This is a genomic window from Variovorax paradoxus (genome assembly GCA_016806145.1).
In the GTDB taxonomy this organism is placed as follows: Bacteria; Pseudomonadota; Gammaproteobacteria; order Burkholderiales; family Burkholderiaceae_C; genus Variovorax.
Window position 1 is genome coordinate 4379713 of record CP063166.1, and the last position, 22241, is coordinate 4401953.

Here is a 22241-nt window from a genome sequence, read left to right on the forward strand (position 1 = left end):
ACAGCGCTCACCAGCCCCAGGTGAGGCTGGTCGACACCCAGCCGACCGCGCCGCCCTCGTGGCGCACCTTGGTCCACTTGCCGCGCTTCTCGAGCGTGCGCAGCACGTCGCCGTAGCCGGCCTTCTTCACGATCGGGCTGCGCACGCCCGGCGCGCGCCGCAGGTTCGCCACCTGCGCCTTGACCACGCGGTGCGGCACCTTGTTGGTCATCGAGCGATAGACCCAGGCGCGGTCGCCCTCGAAGTCGCGCACCTGCAGCCAGTCGCCCTTGCGCTGGAGCACCTGGAACGGATAGCCGTGGGTCACGGTCCAGTGCGCGGGGTTGCGCACGCCCGGGCCGCTGCGCAGGTTGAGCGTCTTGACCGCGGAACTGACCATCTCGCGCGCCCACGCGGCCGGGGCCGAGACGAGCAGCAGGGTCATGACGAGGAGCAGTGCGGGCAGTCGGCTGAATCCGTTCATGGAGGAGGGTTTCCTTTCTCGCGAAACAAGGGTTTTCCAGAGGGCCGGCGAGGCCGGCGCGAGCCCTTCTGGGCCGCATGCGCCGCAGAAGTTCCGCGGCCGGGCCGATGGCTGATCGATACTCGTGCGATGTCCCCGCTCTCCAGGAATTCTCGAAACGATCGCACGCGGCGGGTGTCGCGCGCCCTTCCATGGGCCGCCACGGCCGCGCTGCTGGCCCTCGGCCTGCTTGCATCGGGCTGCACCGACGGCTATCCGAGCGAGGATGCGCCGAACGTGCGCCACATGACGGGCGCCCAGCACCTGCGCGCCCTCAACGACTACCTCGCGCTCGGCGCCACCGCGAGCGGCACCGTGCACCGCAAGCTCGTGAGCCAGGACGACTGCCACGTGGTGCTCAAGAAGCGCCGCGAGGCCGGCCAGGTCCAGCGCATCGTGATCCCGCTGCTCGAGACCAGCGTGGAGATCGCGACCCAGCCCACCGGCAGCGGCCTGCGCGTGAAGCTCGCGCAGCATCTGGAGGACGGCGAGCGGGAGGTCCGGCTCAAGCTCGACCTCGATCGCTGGATCGACGCGGTCGCATGGCGCTCGCACTTCCAGCAGTTGCAGATGAACTGCCGCGAGATCAGCGCGGGCGCCGCGGCCGCGTAGCGCTCCCTGCCGGCGGCGAAGTCCTCCCGGGCGGCGGGGGCACTGCCGGCGACGGCGGCGCGGGGCGGCAGAATCCGCCCGCGATCCATCCTCCGCCCGCCCCCCGCTTGACCCCGCCGCCCGCCCAAGCCCCCGACCTGCTCCAGGCGCCGGCCCTTCCCTCCAACCACACCGCGCCGCGCAGCAACGGCCTGCTCGCCTGCGGCGTGGTGGGCGCCACCCTGCTCGCGATGATCGTGCTCGGCCACGACGGGCGCCGCATCGCGCAACTCGCGGTGCTGGCGCTGCCGATGGTGCTGTGGCTGGCCTGGCCGGTGCGCAGCGCGCGCGTGCGCCGCTGGCGCAGCGTGCTGGCCTGTGCCTGGACGCTGGCCTTCGCCTTCGACGGCGCGCTGCGCGCCTACCTGCTCGACACCTACCAGGCCGCGCCCGACGGCGCCATGGTGCTCAGCGCCGCGGCCAACACCAATGCGCGCGAGAGCGGCGAGTACCTGCGGATGCACTGGCGCTCGGCGCTGCTGTGGAGCGGCGCGGCGGTCGCGGCCGCCCTGCTGGTGGCGGCCTTCGCGCGGCGCGGTGCCGCCGCAACGAACGGTGCGCGCGCGCGGCCGCCGGCCTGGGCCACGGCACTGCTCGCGCTGCTGCTGCTGCTCGCCTGCGTGGGCTATGCGAGCAAGCCGTGGCGGCGGCTGCATCCGGTGCTCTTCTGGTCGCAATGGAGCCAGTCGATCCATGCGCTGCGTGGACTCTGGGCCGACCAGGAACGCACGCGCAGGGAGATGCTCGCGCGCGCCAAGGCCATGGCGCCAGTGATCGAAAGCACCGGTCCATCGACCGTGGTGCTGGTGATCACCGACAGCATCAACCGCGACAACATGGCGCTCTACGGCTACGGCCGCCCGACCACGCCGCGCCTGCTGGCCCACAAGGCGCAGGCGGGCGCGCACATGGAGGTGCTGCGTGATGCCTGGTCGGTCGATGCCACCACCGTGCCCGCGTTGCGCAACATGTTCCACTTCGGCCTGCCCGAGCGCGAGAACCCGCCGCACCTGATCGCGCTCGCGCGCGCGGCCGGCTACAAGGTCTGGTGGATCAGCAACCACGACGACCTCGCGATCGAGCAGCAGCATGCGCGCTACGCCGACGTGGTCGACATGGTCAACCGCACGCCGGGCCGCGCGAGCGCCTCGCTCGACGGCGAGATCCTCGACTGCATGCAGGAGGCGCTCGACGACACCAGCGCCGAGCGCAAGCTGATCGTGGTCCACCTGATGGGCGCCCATCCGCACTACAGCCTGCGCTTTCCGCCCGACGCCAATCCCTTCGACGACAGCGTCGACGCGGTCGAGACCGGCCTGGTGAAGAACGGCCGCTCGGCCTGGGTGCGCCACTACCGCCACGAGTACGACGCCGCCCTGCTCTATCACGACTTCGTGGTCTCCGAGCTGCTGCAGCAGACGCGCAGCGCGGGTTCGCCGCAGGAGCCCCGCGCCTGGATGTACCTGTCGGACCATGGCCAGGAAGTGGGCCACGGCAGCGACCGCGCGGGCCACAGCCCCGCGACCGCTTCGGGTTACCGCATACCGACCGTGATCTGGCGCCGTCCGCAGACGCCGTTCGCGGGCCATGCGCCGCAGCAGCCGCAGCAACCGTTCCGCGCCGACTGGGCGGGCTGGACGCTGATGAACCTGCTCGACATCCGCTGGAACGGCCAAAGGCCCGAACGCGACGTGCTCGGTGCCGGCTACCGTTGGCAGGCGCCCGCGCTGCCGGTGGCGGTGGATTCGTTCGAGCGTTGAGACGGCGGCGAATGAACCCGGAGGTTTATTCGCCGCGGTCGATCGCGAGGACGCGAAGCCCGATGCTCAGTGCGCCGGCACCAGGAAGTCCTGGCTGATGCGCACGCCGAGCTCGTTCACGCGGTCGAGGAACTGCGTGAGGTAGGCATGCAGGCCGGTCGCGAGGATCTCGTCGACGCGCGCGTACTGCAGGTCGGCCAGCAGCTTGCCGGCGCGGCGCTGGGTTTCGGCGCTCTGCTCGTTCTGCACCTTCGCGAGGTTGGCCACCACCTCGGCCAGGCTCGCATGCAGCGAGCGCGGCATGTCGGCGCGCAGGATCAGCAGCTCGGCCACGCGCTCGGGCTTGATCACGTCGCGGTAGACCTTGCGGTAGACCTCGAAGGCCGAGACGCTGCGCAGGATCGCGCTCCAGTGATAGAAGTCGTACTCCTGGTCCTCCTCGGTGGCGGCACCGAAGAACTCGCTGTTGAGCGCGTGGAACTTCACGTCGACCAGCCGCGCCGTGTTGTCGGCGCGTTCGAGGAAGGTGCCCAGGCGCGAGAAGTAGAAAGCCTCGTCCTGCAGCATCGTGCCCAGCGTGACGCCGCGCGAGAGGTGCGAGCGGAACTTGACCCATTCGAAGAACTGGCCGGGATCGCGCTCGAAGTCGCCCGCGCGCAGCATGCGGTTGACCTCGAGCCAGGTGGTGTTCTGCGTTTCCCAGGCTTCGGTGGTCAGCGCGCCGCGCACGGCGCGGGCGTTCTCGCGCGCGGCCTTGAGGCAGGAGACGATCGAGGACGGATTGCTCTCGTCCTTGACCATGAACTCCATCACCTCGTTGGGCGCGATCTGGTCGTACTTCTTGTTGTACCAGGGCAGCAGCTCGCTGATCGAGAGCACGCCCTGCCAGCCGTACTTGGCGACCTCGGCCGACTGCGGCAGCAGCGAGGTCTGGTAGTTGACGTCGAGCATGCGCGCGGTGTTCTCGGCGCGCTCGGTGTAGCGGGACATCCAGTAGAGGTGGTCTGCGGTGCGGGACAGCATGTGGTTCTCCGGGCTTCTTGCACTCAGGCCGACAGGCTCTGCGACTGCGACTGGGACTGCGATTCCGCCTTCGGCCTGGCCGTGCGGTCGGCCTCGAGGATCCAGGTGTCCTTGGTGCCGCCGCCCTGCGAGGAGTTGACGACCAGCGAGCCTTCCTTGAGCGCCACGCGCGTGAGGCCGCCGGGCACCATCTGCACCTCGCTGCCCGAGAGCACGAAGGGCCGCAGGTCGATGTGGCGCGGCGCGATGCCGGCGTCGACGAAGGTCGGCGAGGTCGACAGGCTCAGCGTGGGCTGGGCGATGTAGCCGTCAGGCTTGGCGATCACGGCTTTCTTGAAGTCCTCGATCTCGGCCTGCGTGGCGGCCGGGCCGATCAGCATGCCGTAGCCGCCGGCGCCGTGCACTTCCTTGACCACCAGGTCCTTCATGTTGTCGAGCGTGTACTGCAGCTCGTCCTTGTTGCGGCACATGTAGGTCGGCACGTTCTTGAGGATCGGCTGCTCGCCGAGGTAGAACTCGATCATCTTCGGCACGTACGGATAGATCGACTTGTCGTCGGCCACGCCGGTGCCCACGGCATTGCAGATCACGACGTTGCCGTCGCGGTAGGCGCGCATCAGGCCCGCGCAGCCCAGCGTGGAGCTCGGGCGGAACACCTCGGGGTCGAGGAAGTCGTCGTCGACGCGGCGGTAGATCACGTCGACGCGCTTCGGTCCGCGCGTGGTGCGCATGTAGACGAAGTTGTCCTTGACGAACAGGTCCTGGCCCTCGACCAGCTCGACGCCCATCTGCTGCGCGAGGAAGGCGTGCTCGAAGTAGGCGCTGTTGTACATGCCGGGCGTGAGCACCACCACCGTGGGCTCGGCCGTGGCGGCCGGCGCGCTGGCGCGCAGCGTTTCGAGCAGCAGGTCGGGGTAGTGCGCCACCGGCGCGATACGGTTCTGGTTGAACAGCTCGGGGAACAGCCGCATCATCATCTTGCGGTTCTCGAGCATGTAGCTCACGCCGCTGGGCACGCGCAGGTTGTCCTCGAGCACGTAGTACTCGCCGTTGCCGCTGGCGTCGGGCGCGCGCACGATGTCGATGCCCGAGATGTTCGAGTAGACGTTGTGCGGCACGTTGACGCCCATCATCTCGGGGCGGAACTGCGCGTTGTTGAGGATCTGCTCGGCCGGGATGATCCCGGCCTTGATGATTTCCTGGTCGTGGTAGACGTCATGCAGGAAGCGGTTGAGCGCCGTGACGCGCTGCACCAGCCCCTTCTCCATGCTGTCCCACTCGTGCGCCGGAATGATCCGGGGCAGCAGGTCGAACGGGATCAGCCGCTCGGTGCCCGAGCCGTCCTCGTCCTTGGCGCCGTACACGGCGAAGGTGATACCGACCCGGCGGAAGATCATTTCCGCCTCTTCACGCCGCGAACGCATCACCTCACCGGGTTGCTTCGCCAGCCATTGGTCGTATCGCTTGTAGTGCTGCCGGATCGCGGCTCCCGCATAGGGGAGCTGCTCATACATCTCATCGAATTTGTGCATGGAACGACCAATCTCCTTGAGCCATAGCTTAGCAAGTTCGAGGCCAGTAGAACCCCTGATGCCAAGCCCGGCCAGGCGACGGTCGGATTTATTCGCGCGCTTCGGGAACGGGTGCCTCGTCGGCCGCGCGCTTGTTGCGCGGCGACAGGAAAGCCTTGATGCGCTCCCCGCTCTCCTCGCCGTAGAGGCTCGCGACCGAGGACTCGCGCTCGGCATCGAGCTGTTCGCGCCGGCTGCGTCCGCGCGCCGCATGCACGAGCTGCTTGGTGCGCGCTTGCGCCTCGAACGGGCCGCGCGCCAGCCGCTGGGCCCACTCGATCGCCTCGGCGCAGGCCTCGCCGGCCGGCACCACCTTGTTGACCACGCCCCAGCCGTGCAGCCGCCGCGCCGTGCAGGGCTCGTCGTCGAGCAGCAGCTCGAGCGCGGCCTGCGGCGGCAGCGCGCGGGCCAGCGAATCGGTGGCGCCGCCGTCGGGCGTCAGGCCCATGCTGACGAAGGAGGTGAAGAACTTCGCGTCCTCGGCCGCCACGACCAGGTCGCAGGCCAGGGCCAGCGAGAAGCCGCCTCCGGCCGCCGCGCCCTCGACCGCGGCGATGACCGGCTGCGGCGCCGCCTCGATCGCGAGGATCCAGTCGTGCAGCGCCGCCAGGTGCTCGTGCTGCTCGGCGGCCGGCAGCCGGCGCTGCCGCGACAGGCGCCGCAGGTCGCCGCCGCCGCTGAAATGTTCGCCCTCGCCGCACAGCACGATGGCGCGCACGGTGCGAAAGCCCGCGGCGTCGCGCATGACCTTGGCGGCGGCGCGATAGACCGAGGGGCTGAGCGCATTGCGCGCGCCGGGGTTGCTGAGCGTCAGCACCAGCACCGGGCCGTCGCGGTGGGTCTTGAGCCGCGCGGCGGAGCTGCCGCCGACATGGCTGCTGGTGATGGCCGGAACGGCGGCGGTCATGGCGCGGCGCCCGCGGGCGAGCGCGGGAAGAAGATCGGGCGGTGGTGCGATGTCATGTGTCCCCTCGATGCGTTGTCCCTGGCTACAACGCATCGAACGCGGTCCCGCGCGACCTCGCGAGGGTTCGTCCGGCGGGTTTTTAACAACTAGTTCACAGTTTTAACCCCAACAGATCGCAGTGCCGCCGGCCGATGCTGCCAATAGCGACGCGCGCGCTCGCGCTCGCAACCCACCTCGGCCGGGCTGGCGCTGCGCCAGTGCGCGGCGCCGCAGCGCACGTTCTCGACCAGCCGCACGTCGCGCTCGGCATGGCGCGCCACCACCTCGGGCACCGGGTGGCCGAAGCGGTTGCGGTAGCCGGCCTGGACCAGGCCGATGCGTGGGCGCACCGCGTCGAGGAAGGCGGCGCTCGAGGAGGTCTTGCTGCCGTGGTGCGGCCGCATCGCAGGGAATCAACGGGAAACAGCGACGGCCTCACAGAGGAAGATGCTGTACGCAACCGGGCGAGTTAGAGTACCTCCCCGCACAACTTCCCGCACACGATCCCGCACATGGCCTACATCAGAGAGTTCCGAGACGGCTACCGCGCCGAGGTTCAGAAGCACGGCATCCGCAAGACCAAGGTCTTTCGCAACAAGCGGGACGCGATGAAGTGGGCCAGGGACACCGAACTGAGCCTTGACGCCCTCAAAGGCTCTGGTGGCATGACGTTCGGCGAGGCCATCACGAAGTACCTGCCGACGGTGCCCACTGACAAGGCACCAGGCGCCGCTGAGTGGGAGGAGCGCCGGCTTCTGGAGATGACCGAATTTTTCGGAGAGCAAACGCCCATCGCAAACATCTCAAGCGTCCGGCTGGGCGAGTGGCGAGACAAGCGATTGAAACAGGTCAGCGGCTCGACAGTGATCCGACAGTTCAGCGTGCTGCGCAGCCTGTTCCGCACTGCGACCGAAGACTGGAAGGTGCTGGCCTCGAACCCTTGCGACGGTGTGAGGCTGCCTCAGCACAACCCGCCCAGACATCAAACTTGGACATGGCCCCTCATCAAGCGGGTGCTGCGCGCGGAGAACCGTAACGAGCGCGAGCAGGAAACCATTCGAGCGTTTCACATCGCACTGCACACGGGCATGCGCCTCAACGAGATCTTGAGGGCGCGGCTTGTCGGGAGGGTCGCTGTGCTCGAGCGCGACAAGTCCAGCGGCAGGGCCTCTCCACCGGTGAAGGTCCCGCTTGCGCGCAAGGGAGCAGCGCTGTTCGCCAAGTACGGGAAATTCACCCTCTCACCCGGCAACGCGAGCGCGACCTTCTCTGACATGACCGACGAGTTGCTGATCGACGGCCTCACCTTTCACGACACGCGCGCCTTCGCCCTGACGATGCTCTCTCGACGGATGGACGTGATGACGCTTGCCAGGATCAGCAGGCACAAGAATCTCAAGACTCTGATGGACGCTTACTACCGAGAGACTGCCGAGCAGATCGCGGCGCGGATCTAGCGCGCCGTCAGTGCGTCGTAGGAGCGCTCGCAGAGGGCGCCGGCCGATCCTCGCTCTCCAGCAAGCCGCGCCAGATCTTCCGATCTCTGCTCAAGGCGGCCGAACACGTCGGCAAACACCACGAGGGGGTCGGGGGCTGCCGGGCCTGCGGTGGCAGGGGCGGGATTCGGGCAGGCTCGCTGGACGTAGCGGATGGCAGGCTGCTGCAGCCGGCTGTCAGGCAGAGCAGCAGCATCGCGAGCTTCGGCGCGAAAAACTGGTTGGGCATCTTCAACTTCCTTCGTGACGGCCGCGGCGCGGCGCTGTTCTTCGGTGCGCTGGGCTTTGTCGGCCAGGATGCGGGCCTCCTGCTGCGCCAGCTTGTAGGCGTCGAACTCCCCGCGCAGCGACGCGCGGCCGGCGCGGTAGAGGAAGAAGCCAGCCAGGGCCAAGGCGACGGCCACGGCAGCGGCTATCCACATCCGCGGGTTCAGGAGCGCAGCCATGGGCACCTCGGCGACGTGTGGCCCTCGCCGCCGCACAGGCAGCACCACTTCATGCGAGCCCCAGCGCCTTGCGCGCGGCCTCGCAGAGCGCCAGGCGGTCCGCCCAGCCGTTCGAGTCGCCCACGGCCGGCGTGGCCCGGCCACGGTTGATGATGTCGCAGACGTGATCGAAGTTGCCGAGGTCGGCCACTGGGTTCAGGCCCTTCATGTCCCAGTGGTCGCAAGCCGAGAGCGCGGCCCATTGCGTCTCGGCCAGCTTTTCTGGCTCGGCGACGAAGTCGGGCACGTCAGGGAAGCGGGCGCGCAGCCGTTCGAGCACCGCCGCATGGTTGTACCGGCCCGTGACCTGGATCAAGCCGTGGCCGCGGAAGCGCTTGCCGTCGCCGGGCTGCGTGTTCCCGAGGTCCGCCCTGCCCTCGTACCGGATCTGCGCCGGCGTGGGGCCCCAGAGCTCGGTCGTGTACTCCAGCCGGCCCGACTCATGCCCGACGTTGGCTAGGAACATCATCTGCCGAACCGGCGTGTCGATGCCGTAGAAGGCCATGCCGGCCGACAGGGCGTCGGCAAACAAGCGCGCACGCTCGAGCCGCGCGCCGGTGCAGCGCGCAAGAAGGGTTGCATCCATCATTTTTCTCCCAGAGGTGCAGCCACCGAAGGCGGCGGGTCGACAGGCGCACCGCCGCGCAGCTTGCTGCTCGCGTTGGCGATGGCATCGGAAGCGAAGCGGTCCAGCACGCCGAGCCACCGGCCGCGGGAGAAGCCGGCCCAGAGGATCAGCAGCACGCGAAGGTCGTGGACGATGGTGGGCAGCTTGAGGAAGTCGCCCATGGCGCCGGCCGCGGCGTTGTAGCCCTGGATCGCGAGGTACATGGCGGCGCCGCCGATCAGCGCCACGACCAAGTCCTTGAGCAGCAGCGCCTTGACGTTGCCCACCAGCGCGCGTTCAGACACGAGCGTGAAGATCGTGCGCGCGGCACCGCCGAGCAGGCCGGCCGAGGCCGCGAAGATCAGCGACAGCCAGTCGTAGGCGATCACGTCCTGGGCAAACGACGTGCTGGCATGGCTCAGGGCCGTGTAGCAGACGATCCAAAGGTAGATGGCCACGTTAACGGGACGCTGCATCGAAGGTCTCCCTCATTTGTTGTGCGTTGACTGAGAAGGCGAAGATCCCGCCGATGAAGAGCGACACCATGGCCCGAATGCCGTAGGCCCACTCGAGGCCGCCGACATCGAGGCGCACCGCGCGGTTGGCCAGGACCATCCATGTGCATGCGGCAACGATGGCGGCCCAGGCGGCAGCAGTGCGAAAGCACTTCCGGTGCAGGATGTCGGGCTTGAAGATCAGCGTGAACAGGTGCGGCAGCGCCGCGGCGAAAGCCAGCCCGAAGGCTCCGACCACGCACCACCTCGAGTAAGCGATTGAGCTCACTCGGCTGATGAGCGCATCGGGCACCCAGAACAGGTAGAAGATCGGCTCGGCCAGCAGCAGCAGAAACACCGCTGTGATGAACGAAGCCTGCAGCCGCACCTCCGCGCGATCTTGGTTCCGCGGCAGGCTCGGTGCCCATGCGACGTAGTCCCGAAGGTTCTCGACGTACACCAGCATCGCAGTGCCCAGGAAGCTCTGGGCGATGCCGTCCCAGAGCCGAGCGATCAGCTTTCGCATGTGGACCTTTCAGGCAAAAGAAAACCCGCCGAGGCGGGTTGCTGGTGGGCCGACCACGTCGGCTATTGGCTGGTTGCTCATGCAGCGCCCCGAAAACCGCGAGCCATCTTGTGCAGCAGGTTCGAGCGGATCGATTGGGTCTGCGACGTCGACGCCGTCGAGGGTGGCATCAGCACGATCGGCTTGATTCCGGCTTTGCTCAGTCGATCGCAGATGGCTTGCATGTTGGCGTACCAACGGGTGTCGTTGGTCGAGCCCTTCTTGCCGCCGGCACTCTTGACCTTGTTGACCCACATATTCACCGGGTCGAAGTCATAGGCCGAGTCGGTGTCCGCGTCGTAGGCAGTGCGCGAGTTGCTGTCGTTGATCGCGAAGTTGATGAGACAGTGCGTTGGCCGGGGACTGAGTGCCAGTATCTTGTCAACCCAGTAGAGGCCCCATTCCGACGTCTGACCACCTTTGCTCATGTTGAGCGTGGTCACGCTGACGCCTTGAGTGGCAAGCTGCGTGCGCAAACGCTCGGACGTGAACTGCATGCCGTCCGCCGTCGATCCGTCCGGCCGCAGCGGCGGGACCTCTCCGCCGACGGCAACCGGATAGGCGCCCCACGAATCCATGAGGAAGGCCACCACGTCGCTCGATTTGAAGAACCCGCTGGTCGGCGTCGCTGCGGACTTGGTGTACGCATAGACGGCACAAAGCCGCAGAGCCGTGGGCTTCGTTTCCGCATTGATCAGGCGAACGGTGAGGGTGCTGTAGCCGGCGAAGTCCGCAAAAACGTAGTTCACGCGGCCCGCCTCGTAGGCCTGATCGTGGATCGTGACACCATCCCCCAACACGACGATTCGGGCTTTCCCGTCAAAGGTCTGGCTCGTGCCGTCGACGCTGCTCGTATAGAGGCCAGTCCGCGCGGCCATCACAATTTCAAGGAAGCCCGTGTTTCGACCAGCAGGAATGGTGAACTCGATACCGTCTCCCGCAGCGGCGGACGTGATGTCGTAGCCGTATCCTAGGTACTGGGTCGGTTGGCCAACGACGCCATCACCAGCGACGCCGACGTTGTATTGCGGATCGGTCCTGGTCTGGCAAAGCTTCGCGAGGTTGGTTGTGCCCGGCACGAAGCCGCCGAAGCCAGCATTCCCGAGCTTGGTAATCGCAACCTTCAGCGTAGTGTTGTCGAGTGCGTAGATATTGGCATTCGCGGCTGACGGCGTGCTGCACGTCGGAGGGTGGTACTCGAAGATGGTCGACTTCTTGTACGCATACCGCTGCGTGCGGCTGATGATGAAGTCCGCGAGGCCCTTTTGTGCCAGTCGGCTCAAGTGCTGGGTGTTGGCGCTGTCCCACATGCCCTGAGCGTTGCCGAGGGTGGCGGGAAGTGTCCCGATGACCGTGACCACGTCGCCCGCCACGCTCTTGCAGACGAAGCTGGTGATCTCACCCGTGGCGGCGTTCTCCACGACCAAGGCGCCGCCGGCGATGAAGTTGGAGCCTCCACCCGATGCGACGGTGAACTGGCTGGCGGAGTTCCTGGACGCGACCGCGACGGCGTCGAACGTGCTGGGCGTGGCCCAGGATTTCGTGTACTGCCAAAGATTCACGAATAAGGGCGCGGCGGCATCCGTTGCCAAGTCCAGCTCGCCCACCAAAGCCGCGATTCGCATGTCCGAGGCGAGTTGAGCTGCCGCCAGCGCCGTCAGTGTGACGTCCAGCGGCGTGCCGTTGTTGTCGACGAACGACGCAGGCAGCTGCACCGGGTGCTGCGACGCGACCTCCTTCAGCTTTTTGATGTTTTGGTCCGCCTGCGCTCCTTGCACGTAGGCGTTCACAACCGGCCACTGTTGCGCGCTCACACGCAGATAGCGCGCATTGGCCGGCGCCGTGACGTTCAAGGCTTGGAAGGAAGCCTCCGCGCCACCGAATGCCGAGATCAAGCTCAGATCTTTGTCGAGCCAGACGTGGCGAGCAGAACCTGTGCACCGCGAATAGACAACGTATTGATGACCGCCAATGACTTCAAGCGGCGGCGTAGCGCCCCAGTTCGCACTTGCCACCGGCACACCGCTGGCTTGGATGAATCCAGCGAACGTGAACCATGAAGCGTCGTAGTAGAGCTCCGTGACCGACTTGATGCGCGTCGCGCTCGCGTTAGGTCCAGCAACTGGCGTAGCGACCGAACTGCTGGTCTTTGTGTAAGCCTGCCATGATCCATCTGCCAAAGGTGCAGCGAAGCGGCCACCTACAGGAATCGTGGCATCGGCGAGTGCGATGGCAATGCTGTCGCGCGAGTTGATCAGGGACAGCGCTTGGTCACGCGCCATCTCAGTTGCATTTCGATTTACGCCTGTCTCGGTTACCGCATAGGCGGCGCCGAGATCTTCCTCGATGCCGGCCCACGTCTTCTTCGTGTTGCCGAAGCGGTCCGTCGCCTCAAGATCGCTGGAGGTCGCGAGGTCCGCGATGTGGTCCACGTCAAGCTTCGCGTTGTTCAGGTCGGTGATGCTTACTGCGGCCATGGCTTTCCTTCGGGCAAAAGAAAAGGCGCCTCGATGGGCGCCTTGTCGGTGGGTGATCTGTGCTTAGTTGATGACCGAGTCGCGTGGCGGGATCGGTTCGGTGTCGGCCGCATAGAAGCTGGCGCTGTAGTTCACGACGGTCAGCTGCATGTACTGGCCATCGGAGACGCCGATCTCCTTCACCAGGAACGCCTGGCGCTCCCGCGCGCTGTCGCTGGCGAAAGAGAAGATCGTGCGGATGCCGTCGGCGCCGCCTTCGAGCTCCAATGCCTCCGCGGGCGCGTGCTGCAACAGCACTTTGTTCGGGCTGCCGGGCACCTCGAAGCACAAGATCGACTCGGGCGTGCCGTCGCGCTGCATGAGCAGGATGCTGTGATCCTCTCCGGGCTCGAACTCGACGTCTCGGCTCAGCGTGAGCACCAGGCCGACCTGACCGCGCACGTCGCCGTCGAACGACTTCATGCGCGTGTTGTCGACCAGGTCGATGCGCGAGTTCGGCAGCAGCGCCCGCGCGTCTGTGGTCACGTCGGTCACGCCGGTGATGCGCTGCCCCTGGATCTTCGCGAACTCGCGGCAGGCGCGCAGCCAAGCCTGCGGGTAGCTGCGAATGCCGGGGATCTCGAACTTCTTCAGCTTCGTGAAGTTTCCGTCGAGCGGCAGGATGATCGACTCGGCCTGCTGACTGATCGGGTCCTGGTAGACGAACTCGACGCCGTCATAGTCCGCGTCGTTGGCGAATGAGCGCGCGAAGGTCTCCGAGTTCGGCCGCTTGTTGCGGTGGGTGAACAGAGCCACCGCCGCAGCCTGGGCGCGATCGAAGGAAAGGCGGATCTTGCCGCTCTGGCGGTAGGCCGTGCAGAACCCGGCGTTGGCGACCATCTCGATCGCCTCCTCGAGGCTCGTGCCGTCGTTGTCGAACGTGAAATTGAACGTCGGTGCGTCCGGGTGCATGGCATAGGCCAGGTCGACCTGCGCGGACATCTGAACCATGTCGAGCTCGGCCAGTTGGCGATTGCCGATCTTCGGGTCGAGGCAGATGGCAGCGATCACGTCATGGATGAAGCTGGTTCCCACGAGCGTGCCGGACACATGCCGCCCCTCGGCATCGAATGCGCCGGAGAAGGTGCCTGTCCCGGGGTTCCAGCGCGGGATCAGGCGGGTGGCGATGCAGTTGAGCTGGCGGCTACGCACCGATGTAGCGCGCTGCGTGGCCTGTGTCACGGTGTGGATCGTGGTCTTGTTGCCGAAATGGGCCTTGTTGACCGGCGACACGCTGTAGAGGTCGGCCCACTTGATCTCATCGACGATCGTGCCGGGGTAGTCGTACAGGTACGGGGTGCGGCGGCGCATGCGCACGCGCGCCGGCCCGGTCCAGCCGGTGACGCGCTCGACCGTCTCGCCCAACAGGTCCGACACCGCCCCGCCGATCACGCTGATGACCGTCTCGACGTTGCCCGTGGGGTTGAAGGAGCCGTCCAGCTGCTCGATCTGGATCTCGAACTCCACCGAGACAGGAGACTTGCCGCCGGCATCCGCGTACAGGCCCTGCGGCGCAATGATGTTGTTCCAGACCTGGGTGCGGTCGAGCTCGCGCAGGGTGATCCAGTCGGTCCAGTCGCTCAGGCCGTTCGCGACCGATGCATTCACGAACGTTCCGCCGGTGCCGAGATCGAGCTCGTAGGCGAAGACGGTGCCGCTCAGCACCACCGAGCCGTCGCGCACCTCGATGATCGTCCGCGTGCCAGAGAACGAGCTCAGGTCGGGCGTTGCGATGACGGTCACCTGCGTGGGCAGAACGCGCACTTCGTCGACCTGGCTGCCCGAGGTCACGGTGATGAAGCTGTCGTCGGGCGCCTTCGTGGCCACCGTAAACGTGCCGTTGTTCTGCGGGCTGAACCAGTCCGAGAAGGTGACTTGGTCGCCGGGTCGCACGCCAGTGAACATGGACGGCACCACGCCGAGGTCGATGTACTTCCGAACTGCACCCACGCACTCGGCATCGCCGGTTCGCGTGTAAGACATGTCGAACGGCGAGATGGTGATCGTCTGGCCGACCTCGGCAATCGCGTTGAAGTTCGGCTTCTTCTCCTTCTGCTCGAGCACGTCGTTTCCGCCATACCCGGGCGAGCTACCAGGGATGAACTTATACCGAGCGGCGGCCGACAACTGAATCTGGTTGTAGGCCTTGAGCGTGAAGCCGTCCGTCTCGACCGAGCGGCGCACGCTCACGATGTTGTCGATGATCGGGGCACCGATCAGTAGCTGCGGCGCATCGCCGCTGTTCGGGCTGGTGAAGGGGCGATAGACGGCCGCGCTCGCGCCGGTGATCGAGGAGACGTAGGTCTCGCCGTCCTTGATTTCCGAGACGTCGAGATACCCGCGGCTGATGCAGTAGTAGGCGTACTCGACCTGACGGCTCGCGACGTACTTCGTGTACGTGGTCATCATCAGGGAAGGGATGGCCTTCACCGTGCCGAAAATGTCTTCGACGCGCTGCAGGTAGCGCACCTGGTTCTCACGAGCACCCAGCGAGTTGTTCGGGCTCGCGCTGGTGCGGTTGACGTTGCCCGGCATCTTGGGGTCCGGCGCGAAGATGCGAGAGACCACGCTAACCGCTACGCTCACCAGGAGCGACTTCACGATCGGCAGCCACTCAATGCCGGTCCCGGGGTTCTCGAGGATGGTGTAGTGCTCGCCCGAGGCGTTGCGGATCTTCTCGAAGCTGTGCGAGATCTCGGTTTCTCCGCTCGGCTCACCCTCGAAGACTTGCAGCGTCTTCGAGCAGACGGGGCCGTAGTGCTCGATCAGCCACTGCGCCAGGCTCGAGGCGATGAATACCTTGGGGGCCAGCCCTGCGAAGGCGTGGTCGTAGACCGTGATCCTCATGGCCGGCTCCAGAATTCCATGCGCGGGTAGGTGTCGCGAAGGCTGGCCATGTCCTGGTACAGGTTGCCGCCCGACAGGGCATGCAACACGCTGCCCTGATAGAAGACGCCGGCGTGATGCCAGCCCTTGCGCAGGGACTGGCTCAGCAACACCACCGCGAAGTCGACAGGCTCCTCGACCTGTTCGAAACCGTGCTCGCCCTTGTGCAGCTCGAGGCTGAACTTGGCGGCAATGTCACGGATCGAGTTGGTGACCGTTCGATACTCCTCGACGGTCTTGCCGAGCTCGTGCTCATAGACATCGGCCACGAGGAGCCAGCAGGGCGGCTCGTCATACCGCTTCGCCAAGTAGTCGTTCACGTTCATACGAAGTTCCGAAGCATCGGGATGTCGCGCGGGGCGTAGAGCTCGCCCGTGCGCGTGATGTTGAGCCGCGGCGACACCGCCGACAGCGTGGCGGCGCCCTTCTTGAAGGCCACGGACTCGACCTGCAGAACCGCAGTCATCATCGGCTCCGTCAGGTCGGTGCTGAGGTACTCGCGGTAGACCGCCCGCACCTTCTCGTTGGTCGCGAGCGGGATGCGATCCATCTCGTTGCGGAACAGATCGTCGGCGTCGACCGTGTCGAGGCTGATCTCGTACTTCTGATCGAGGTTGTTCTCGGAGCCGGCCAGCTTCATCAGCAGGTTGGCGGGCAGCACGTCGACCACGCCGTCTTCGGTGGTGATCTCGCCGATGGTCGGCTCACGCCAGAGGCGCCAGGTGCTCGACAGGTCCGAGTGGCTCAGTTCGATCGTCTGGATCGACCGTACCCGTTGAGGCGCCGAGGCCAGGAAGACCCGGAGCTTGTGATCGAGATCGTCCATGCTCAAAAGTCCAAGACCGTCGTGTCGACGTTCGCAAACCGCTCAAGCCGGCGCAGGAGGTCGTCACTGCTTTCTCCATATCCGTTCCAGAGGTCGATCACCGCCTGCGCCTCGTCGTCGGTCGCATCGAAGATCGGGCTTTCCGCGTCGACGGCAAACGCCACGCGCCAAGCCTGAGTCCTGCCAGCCTTCGCCACCGAATAGGTGGAGGAATCCATCGTGCACAGGTGATCCATCACCCCCGTGCCGGTGTCGAGCGGCATGTAGAAGCTGATGGCGCCCTTGTCGATCAACTTCAGGAAGAAATACGACCAGACGCTGAACTTCTCCGGCGACATGTAGAGGGACACGGCGATGCGCTGCGGACCGCGGTCGTAGTCCATCGCGCTGCGCGCGAGACCGCCTTCCACCTGGGTGCGCAGTACGCCCGACGGGGCGCCGATGTTGTAGCCCTCAATCAGCGGCTTGAAGCCGTGGGGAATGCGCGGGTTCGGCATCAGCGATTCCGTTGCAGCCCGAAGCTGCGCTCGATGGCCTTGCTCAAAGGATTGCTCGGGTCGGACATGCCGGCCGCGAGCTCGCGCACAGTGACCTCGGTCCGGCCATCCGAGCGCCGCTCCGCTGTCACCTTCTGCGAGCCATAGTTGTTGATGACCACCCCGCCGTCGGATCCACTGCCGCCGAGCATGTTGTTCGCCGTCACGTTCCCGCGCTGGTTGCCCATCATCAGGAACTGCTTGCCGTCGACGTCCAGCAGCTCGGGGCCGCGCTCGTTCACACGGTAGAGGCCACCGGCTTCCACGGCGCCACCGATCGCACGCGAACCGCTGAAGAGGTTCGTTAGCCAACTCCAATCGCCGCCGCCCCCACCGGTGATGGCGAGGCCGGAACCACCAGAGAGGCCGATCTGTCGCAAATAGTCGGGATCGCCGCTCAGCGCATTGCCACTGAAGGCGCCGCTCAGGGCTCGGGCCAGAGGGCCCGTGATCTGCTGGCGGATTGCGAGACGCGCGATGTCCTTCAGGATGGAGTCGATCAGGCTCTTGAAGCTGCCCTTCCCGGTGGTTGCGAATTCCACAAGCGAGTCTTCGAGCCCCTTGATCGCATCGCCGAACGAGGACTCAGCGAGCTTGGCCGTGTTGTCAGCCTCGTCCGCGTAGTTCCTGAGTGCCTCCGAAGCGCCTGTGGCCCAGTTCTTCGAAAGATCATCGAGCGTCTTGTAGGTCGAGCCATAGGACGAGATGGCCTTCGCCTGAAACTCGTTGATGATCGCCAATTGACGTTCAAACTGGCGCTGCGCGTCCGGGCCAAAATTTCCCTGCAGCTCCGCCTGCGCCCTCTGGTTCTGGAGCGCCTGGCGCTCCTGGCGATAGCGGTCTTCGATTTGCGTGATGCCAGCGGCGAAGCTGCGGGCCTTGGCGCCTTGCCCGACGCCATCGATTGCTCGCTCATAACCGCGGTTCGTCGTGTCAAAGAAGTCCTGGGCCGCCTGACGCGCCGACAGAATGGCCGCCTCCATCTTCTTGTACGAGGCCTCCTGCTGGATGTTAAGCACCTGCGCAGTAGTGGCCGCGTTCTCGCGCACCTTGTTTAGTGCCCCCTCGGCATCAGCGATCTTCTTCGCGTTGTCGATCGCGTCTTTGCCGCTGAGCTGCTCCCTCCTCATCCGGTCGATCTGTTTCTGAAGCGCGTATTCCTGGATGTCTGCCGATGCCGCGGCCAGCCGCGCCTTCTCCTCGTAGTAGCTGGTCTCGTCGCGGATGCCCGCTGACCGCAGTGCTTCGAGGATCTTTTCCTGGTTGGCGTACCCGTTGGTGACCGCCTCCTGCGCGTTCTTGATCGCGTCGAGATCCGCCGCGAGCCGTGCCTTGGCTTCCTGGCCGGACGTGTCCTTTACCTTTCCACCCTTCCCATCGGCCCCATTGAAGACCAAGGGTTGTGGCTTATTCGGATCGAACCCACGAGTTTCGCGTGCGGCGAAAGCGGCATATCGATTGCGATCTGCAATCCGCTTCGCAACCTTGTCGGACATGCTCTCGGAGTCGGCGGTGTACTTTTTACCCTGCTCGCGTGCTTCCTTGATGATGTTGTTGATTTCGGTGACCTGTTCGCGAGCAACTCTGAATGCACCGCCCGGGTCGAAGCTGAATGCTGCCTTCGCGCCCTCCGAAGAATTGCGACTAGCCGCGGCAATGATGGCGGCCGTGGCGCCGATGGACTCGCCGAGAAACTGAAAGACCGTCGCGGTTTTTCGCGCCATGTCGATGACGCCCGCCAAGAAGACGGCCGCGTCGTCGGCGAACTCCTGGACTCCCTTGTTTTTGGCCAAGTCCGATGCGCCGTTACCAACGCCGACCATTTCCTTGATCGCGTCCGTGAGCGCTCCGGTGAAATCAGTGACCGCGGGAAGCGCCTGAGTAGCAAGAGCCTGGGCATAGATCTGAAGCTGGGCACGCGACTTCGCCTGCTTGTCGGCATAGTCATCGGCCTGCCGGATCTGCTCGGCGGTAAGAATGACCTGCCGGCCTCCCTGCTCTTCCAGCGCCTTGAGAAAGGGCAGCAGTTCGGCGCCAGACTTGCCCAGCAGCGCGGTAGCAACTGCCGTCTTGCCGGCGCCGTCCTCAAACCCGGCCAGCGCCTTCGAGATGGCGTCGATCTGGTCCTCCGGCGTCAGGGCCTTGAAGTCCTTCAGATTCAGTCCCAAGGCCTTGACAGCAGCGCCGGCCGCCTTGGATTCATCATCCACACCCGTGAGGTTCTTGGTGAGCTTTATGCTGGCTTGCGCAACAGCCTCCACGGTGGTTCCCGCGGTGCCGGCGGCGATGCTGAAGGCAGCGAGGCCCTCGGCGCTGGCCCCGGTCATTTCCGCCAGGTCTTGAAAATCGCCAGCCTTCTTCACAACCGTGTCGAAGGCCGCGAACGCAGCTACGGCTGACGTTGCCACGGTGGCCAGAGAGGCCACCGCCACGGCGGCACCGTCCTTGATGGCTCCGCCGATCTTCTCGCCGAACTGCCGCGCTTGGTACTCAGCCTTGGTTAGGCCGTTGATGTACTCAGCCGCGTCGAGCCCCAGCGAGACGACGAGTGAACCTACAGATGCCGCCATTATTTGCGCCCCTGTCCAAGTTTTCGCACGCCTGCGCCAGCTCCTGCGAGCGTGGCAAGGTCATGCGCCGCGTTGTCGAGTTCGACCTCACGGCTCCTGTTGAAAATGTCGAAATCGCTCATGCGCGTTTTGTTGCCGTTGACTCGCGCGAGCAAGTTCGTCAACTGGATCAGCAGCAATTCCTGCCGCCGGGGCCAGAGGGGGCCGCGCACCATCCAGATCGAGAGCTCGCGCTCGGTGAGCGCGTTCACGGATGCCAGGGACCACCCCAGGGCCTCAGCAAGGTCCAACTTGAAGCGATCCCTGGGGGTTAGCCGTTTCCCAGCTCTGCCGCGGCCTTGCTACTCGTCGCGTTGACTTCCTCCATGGCGGCATGGATCCTGTTCAGCGAGGAGGCTCGCAGACGGTTTATCGCGAACAGGTCTTCTGCGCTGTTCACGTCGAACAGCAACTCGCCGTTCTTGTCGCACAGCATGCGAGCCACCCCACGAGCGGTCTGCAGCTTCGGGTCGGCGTCCGACGACATGGTCTCGATCTCGCCGACCAGCAGCGGCTTGACATAGACGTCGCCCCATTCCGGCACGTTGACGGGAACGGGGGCAGGGCTTGCGGTGGCGAGGATCTTGGCTCGCAGTTCTTCGCGGTTCATTACTTCACTCCTTGGGTAAATTCCCGCGATCCCGAAGTCAGCGATGTGACCTCGATTTCTGCGGCTGCGCGCGGCGCAGGTAGGTAGTCGCAGCTGACGCGGAACAGCCCGCCGACCTCGTAGTCGATGGCCACGCGCGTCGCGCCCGCGGGAATGCCGAATTCATGCTTCAGCATCTCGACGAGGCGACGCCCTTCTTTCGATACGACGGAGATCGCCATATCAGGCAGCCAGAACGAAGATTTCGCCGGTGAGCTTCAGGGTCGTGGAGCCGGTCCACACGCCGGCCACGGCACCGCTGAAGCTGGATTGCTGGACGTGGCCGATCATGACCACGGTGCCGCCGTTGTTCGGGAAGGTGATGCGCACGGCGACTTCCTCTTGGGCGACCTTTGCTTGCCGGATCGCGGCCTGCACGGCCTCGTTCGGGGCATAGTTGTAGTTCAGGGTGAGCGTGCCTCCATCCGGCAGGCCCTGCTCGAACTCCTTGGCCGTCGAGCAGATGGTCGTGACTTCGATCTCGTCGGCAGTGCCGTCCTGCTGGTCAACGCCGGTCAGCTCGCAGAAGTCGCTGAAGGTGAGCGGCGAGAACGTGCCGCCGCTGGTGTAGGGGGTGTAGCCGGTGGCGTCGATGCCGGCCAGCTCGAAGTCGTTGGTCTCGGGGTTGTCGACCACGAAGAGCTTGCCGTTGACCTCGGTCATGCCGACCACGGCCGCGATGCGGCCTACCGCGCCCAGCGCGAGGCCATGCGCGGTCGACGTCACCAGTGCCGGATCGGTGTTGTCGATGTCGGTGATCGTTTTGGCGGTCGCCGCTCCGGTGCTGACCTGGAGCTTGGAACCCTGGAACTTGAGGCGTTTACCTGCTGCCATGATTTACCTTCCTTCTTGCTGACGTACTGACAAAGAAAAAGGCCGCACAGCGGCGGCCTTGGCTTGAGAAACTGGTGTGCGCCTACGCGCTGCTCGGGTAGCTGATGAAGTCCAGGCTGACCCGGTGCAGCTTCAGGTCCGGCTCATAGGAGGAGAACCCGCCGGCCGCGCGCGTCGGCGGCGTGATGGCAGCCATCGCGGCCAGGACCTGCAGGCGCAAAGTGCGCGTGGAATCGAAGTCCGTCGAATAGATGTCGATCTGAGTTCGCGTGTTGGCGGTCTGCGCGGTGTCGTCTCCGCAGATGTCGTCCGTGGGCTCATCGCTGATGAACGTAAAGAGGATCGCCGGGGTAATCGGGACTGCCGGCTGCTGCGGGAACGTGGTGGCATGGACTCGGTTCGAAACCAGGCCCTTCAGCGCGTTGTAGACGGTCTGCTCGAGGCTCATACACCCGCCTTCGCAAGCCGCTTGGAAATTCGATCCTTGATGGCCTGGACCGCCTTTTCCTTGTTCTGGTCGTAGGCGGGCCGCAGAAACGGCTGAGCCGCCGTCCTGGCCGTCCCATACTCGACGAACACGCCGTAGAACGCATCCTCCAGGCCTGCCGCACGCTGCTTCTTCGTGAGCTTGCCCCTGCGCACGGTGACGATGTGCTCGCTGGTCAGGGGCGACTCGCCCTTGGGGATCCGCTTGACGATGATGTTCTTGCGCAAGTTGCCGGTGAGCACCGGGGCCTTTTGCTTGGCGGCGTCGCGGATCACCACGGCGCCGGCCGCGGTGGCCGCGCGCGCGATGCGCTTGTTCATGTCCTCCGAGAGACCCTTCATGCGCTCGCCCAGCTCGCGCAGCCCTCCGACTTTGACGGTGACAGAGTTCGCCATCTTTCAGCCCTCGTTCAACCCGGTTCGACCGACGATTGCGCGCAGCCGGCCGCGCAACTGCTGGTCCGGCATGTCCGCGATGTTGAAAGGCTTTCCGTCCCAAACGATTCTGTCGGTCATGAGCAGGCCCGGGGGATCATCCGATCCGACGAGAGACAAGCGCTCGGCCACCCCCGCGCGAACCCAGAATGTGTAATCCGATTCCGATCGGACGCCGTCGGCGATGTACGGCTCGTTTGCCTTGGCGCCATCCACCCGCGCCCAATACTCTGCCGTTGGCGAAGGCCCAAGCCTTACCCACGAGATGGTCGTGCCGCCGGTTCCGGTCGGCACCTCTACCCGGCGCTCGAACGCGATGCGTTGATCCAGCGCCCTCGCATCGACGTTGCTGCGGATGCTCATG

24 protein-coding genes and 1 pseudogene are annotated in these 22241 nt (G+C 65.6%); 3 read left to right on the forward strand and 22 right to left on the reverse strand.

Annotated features, from left to right (window positions below):
* Window positions 1-7 precede the first annotated feature (7 nt).
* On the reverse strand, window positions 8-463 hold the full coding sequence (locus tag INQ48_20325) for an SH3 domain-containing protein (protein QRF55722.1): 456 nt from the start codon (window positions 461-463) through the stop codon (window positions 8-10).
* Between the two features lie 174 nt (window positions 464-637).
* On the opposite strand from INQ48_20325, the gene INQ48_20330 reads away from it, so the two are divergent.
* Window positions 638-1114 (forward strand): hypothetical protein, encoded by a 477-nt coding sequence (locus tag INQ48_20330; GenBank protein QRF55723.1) that lies wholly within the window; start codon window positions 638-640, stop codon window positions 1112-1114.
* Between the two features lie 230 nt (window positions 1115-1344).
* The gene (locus INQ48_20335; GenBank protein QRF60818.1) at window positions 1345-2913 is read left to right on the forward strand and encodes a phosphoethanolamine transferase; all 1569 of its coding nucleotides are present in this window, start codon (window positions 1345-1347) and stop codon (window positions 2911-2913) included.
* A 66-nt stretch (window positions 2914-2979) separates the two neighbouring features.
* Here INQ48_20335 and INQ48_20340 read toward each other — a convergent pair whose 3' ends face one another.
* The 4 genes and pseudogenes from INQ48_20340 to INQ48_20355 form a co-directional block, all read right to left on the reverse strand.
* Window positions 2980-3936, reverse strand: a complete 957-nt coding sequence (locus INQ48_20340; protein ID QRF55724.1) for an alpha-E domain-containing protein — start codon at window positions 3934-3936, stop codon at window positions 2980-2982.
* 23 nt (window positions 3937-3959) lie between these two features.
* A complete protein-coding gene (locus INQ48_20345) occupies window positions 3960-5468 on the reverse strand; it encodes a circularly permuted type 2 ATP-grasp protein (protein QRF55725.1) in 1509 nt (502 codons plus the stop codon).
* An 88-nt stretch (window positions 5469-5556) separates the two neighbouring features.
* Complete coding sequence (locus INQ48_20350) at window positions 5557-6414, reverse strand: enoyl-CoA hydratase/isomerase family protein (GenBank protein ID QRF55726.1); 858 nt, start codon at window positions 6412-6414, stop codon at window positions 5557-5559.
* 146 nt (window positions 6415-6560) lie between these two features.
* A pseudogene (locus INQ48_20355) lies at window positions 6561-6851 on the reverse strand (hypothetical protein).
* Window positions 6852-6965: 114 nt separating this feature from the next.
* Here INQ48_20355 and INQ48_20360 point away from each other — a divergent pair.
* The gene (locus INQ48_20360) at window positions 6966-7910 is read left to right on the forward strand and encodes a hypothetical protein (protein QRF55727.1); all 945 of its coding nucleotides are present in this window, start codon (window positions 6966-6968) and stop codon (window positions 7908-7910) included.
* Here INQ48_20360 and INQ48_20365 read toward each other — a convergent pair.
* The 17 genes from INQ48_20365 to INQ48_20445 all read right to left on the reverse strand — a co-directional run bounded on the left by INQ48_20365 (window position 7907) and on the right by INQ48_20445 (window position 22240).
* Window positions 7907-8395: a DUF2514 family protein gene (locus tag INQ48_20365; GenBank protein ID QRF55728.1), complete on the reverse strand. Its 489-nt coding sequence runs from the start codon at window positions 8393-8395 to the stop codon at window positions 7907-7909. The two genes, INQ48_20360 and INQ48_20365, sit on opposite strands and share 4 nt — an antisense overlap.
* A 49-nt stretch (window positions 8396-8444) precedes the next feature.
* The gene (locus tag INQ48_20370; GenBank protein QRF55729.1) at window positions 8445-9023 is read right to left on the reverse strand and encodes a glycoside hydrolase family 19 protein; all 579 of its coding nucleotides are present in this window, start codon (window positions 9021-9023) and stop codon (window positions 8445-8447) included.
* On the reverse strand, window positions 9020-9517 hold the full coding sequence (locus tag INQ48_20375; GenBank protein ID QRF55730.1) for a hypothetical protein: 498 nt from the start codon (window positions 9515-9517) through the stop codon (window positions 9020-9022). The genes INQ48_20370 and INQ48_20375 overlap by 4 nt, the downstream gene beginning before the upstream one ends.
* Window positions 9501-10061 (reverse strand): hypothetical protein, encoded by a 561-nt coding sequence (locus INQ48_20380; GenBank protein ID QRF55731.1) that lies wholly within the window; start codon window positions 10059-10061, stop codon window positions 9501-9503. The genes INQ48_20375 and INQ48_20380 overlap by 17 nt, the downstream gene beginning before the upstream one ends.
* A gap of 77 nt (window positions 10062-10138) precedes the next feature.
* Complete coding sequence (locus tag INQ48_20385) at window positions 10139-12577, reverse strand: hypothetical protein (protein ID QRF55732.1); 2439 nt, start codon at window positions 12575-12577, stop codon at window positions 10139-10141.
* 63 nt (window positions 12578-12640) lie between these two features.
* Entirely contained in the window at window positions 12641-15463 is a 2823-nt protein-coding gene (locus INQ48_20390; GenBank protein ID QRF55733.1) for a hypothetical protein, read from the reverse strand.
* The gene (locus INQ48_20395) at window positions 15460-15828 is read right to left on the reverse strand and encodes a hypothetical protein (protein QRF55734.1); all 369 of its coding nucleotides are present in this window, start codon (window positions 15826-15828) and stop codon (window positions 15460-15462) included. The genes INQ48_20390 and INQ48_20395 overlap by 4 nt, the downstream gene beginning before the upstream one ends.
* Window positions 15825-16328, reverse strand: a complete 504-nt coding sequence (locus tag INQ48_20400) for a hypothetical protein (GenBank protein ID QRF55735.1) — start codon at window positions 16326-16328, stop codon at window positions 15825-15827. Before INQ48_20400 ends, INQ48_20395 begins: the two co-directional genes overlap by 4 nt.
* A gap of 2 nt (window positions 16329-16330) precedes the next feature.
* Entirely contained in the window at window positions 16331-16825 is a 495-nt protein-coding gene (locus INQ48_20405) for a hypothetical protein (GenBank protein QRF55736.1), read from the reverse strand.
* The gene (locus INQ48_20410) at window positions 16825-19434 is read right to left on the reverse strand and encodes a hypothetical protein (protein ID QRF55737.1); all 2610 of its coding nucleotides are present in this window, start codon (window positions 19432-19434) and stop codon (window positions 16825-16827) included. The genes INQ48_20405 and INQ48_20410 overlap by 1 nt, the downstream gene beginning before the upstream one ends.
* On the reverse strand, window positions 19434-19706 hold the full coding sequence (locus INQ48_20415; protein ID QRF60819.1) for a hypothetical protein: 273 nt from the start codon (window positions 19704-19706) through the stop codon (window positions 19434-19436). Before INQ48_20415 ends, INQ48_20410 begins: the two co-directional genes overlap by 1 nt.
* A gap of 38 nt (window positions 19707-19744) precedes the next feature.
* Window positions 19745-20083, reverse strand: coding sequence for a hypothetical protein (locus INQ48_20420; protein QRF55738.1), 339 nt, complete (start codon window positions 20081-20083; stop codon window positions 19745-19747).
* Window positions 20083-20304: a hypothetical protein gene (locus INQ48_20425; protein ID QRF55739.1), complete on the reverse strand. Its 222-nt coding sequence runs from the start codon at window positions 20302-20304 to the stop codon at window positions 20083-20085. The genes INQ48_20420 and INQ48_20425 overlap by 1 nt, the downstream gene beginning before the upstream one ends.
* A 1-nt stretch (window position 20305) precedes the next feature.
* Complete coding sequence (locus tag INQ48_20430) at window positions 20306-20956, reverse strand: phage tail protein (protein QRF55740.1); 651 nt, start codon at window positions 20954-20956, stop codon at window positions 20306-20308.
* An 82-nt stretch (window positions 20957-21038) separates the two neighbouring features.
* On the reverse strand, window positions 21039-21404 hold the full coding sequence (locus INQ48_20435) for a DUF3168 domain-containing protein (GenBank protein ID QRF55741.1): 366 nt from the start codon (window positions 21402-21404) through the stop codon (window positions 21039-21041).
* Window positions 21401-21838 (reverse strand): HK97 gp10 family phage protein, encoded by a 438-nt coding sequence (locus tag INQ48_20440; GenBank protein QRF55742.1) that lies wholly within the window; start codon window positions 21836-21838, stop codon window positions 21401-21403. The genes INQ48_20435 and INQ48_20440 overlap by 4 nt, the downstream gene beginning before the upstream one ends.
* A 3-nt stretch (window positions 21839-21841) precedes the next feature.
* On the reverse strand, window positions 21842-22240 hold the full coding sequence (locus INQ48_20445; GenBank protein QRF55743.1) for a head-tail adaptor protein: 399 nt from the start codon (window positions 22238-22240) through the stop codon (window positions 21842-21844).
* Between the last annotated feature and the right edge of the window lies 1 nt (window position 22241).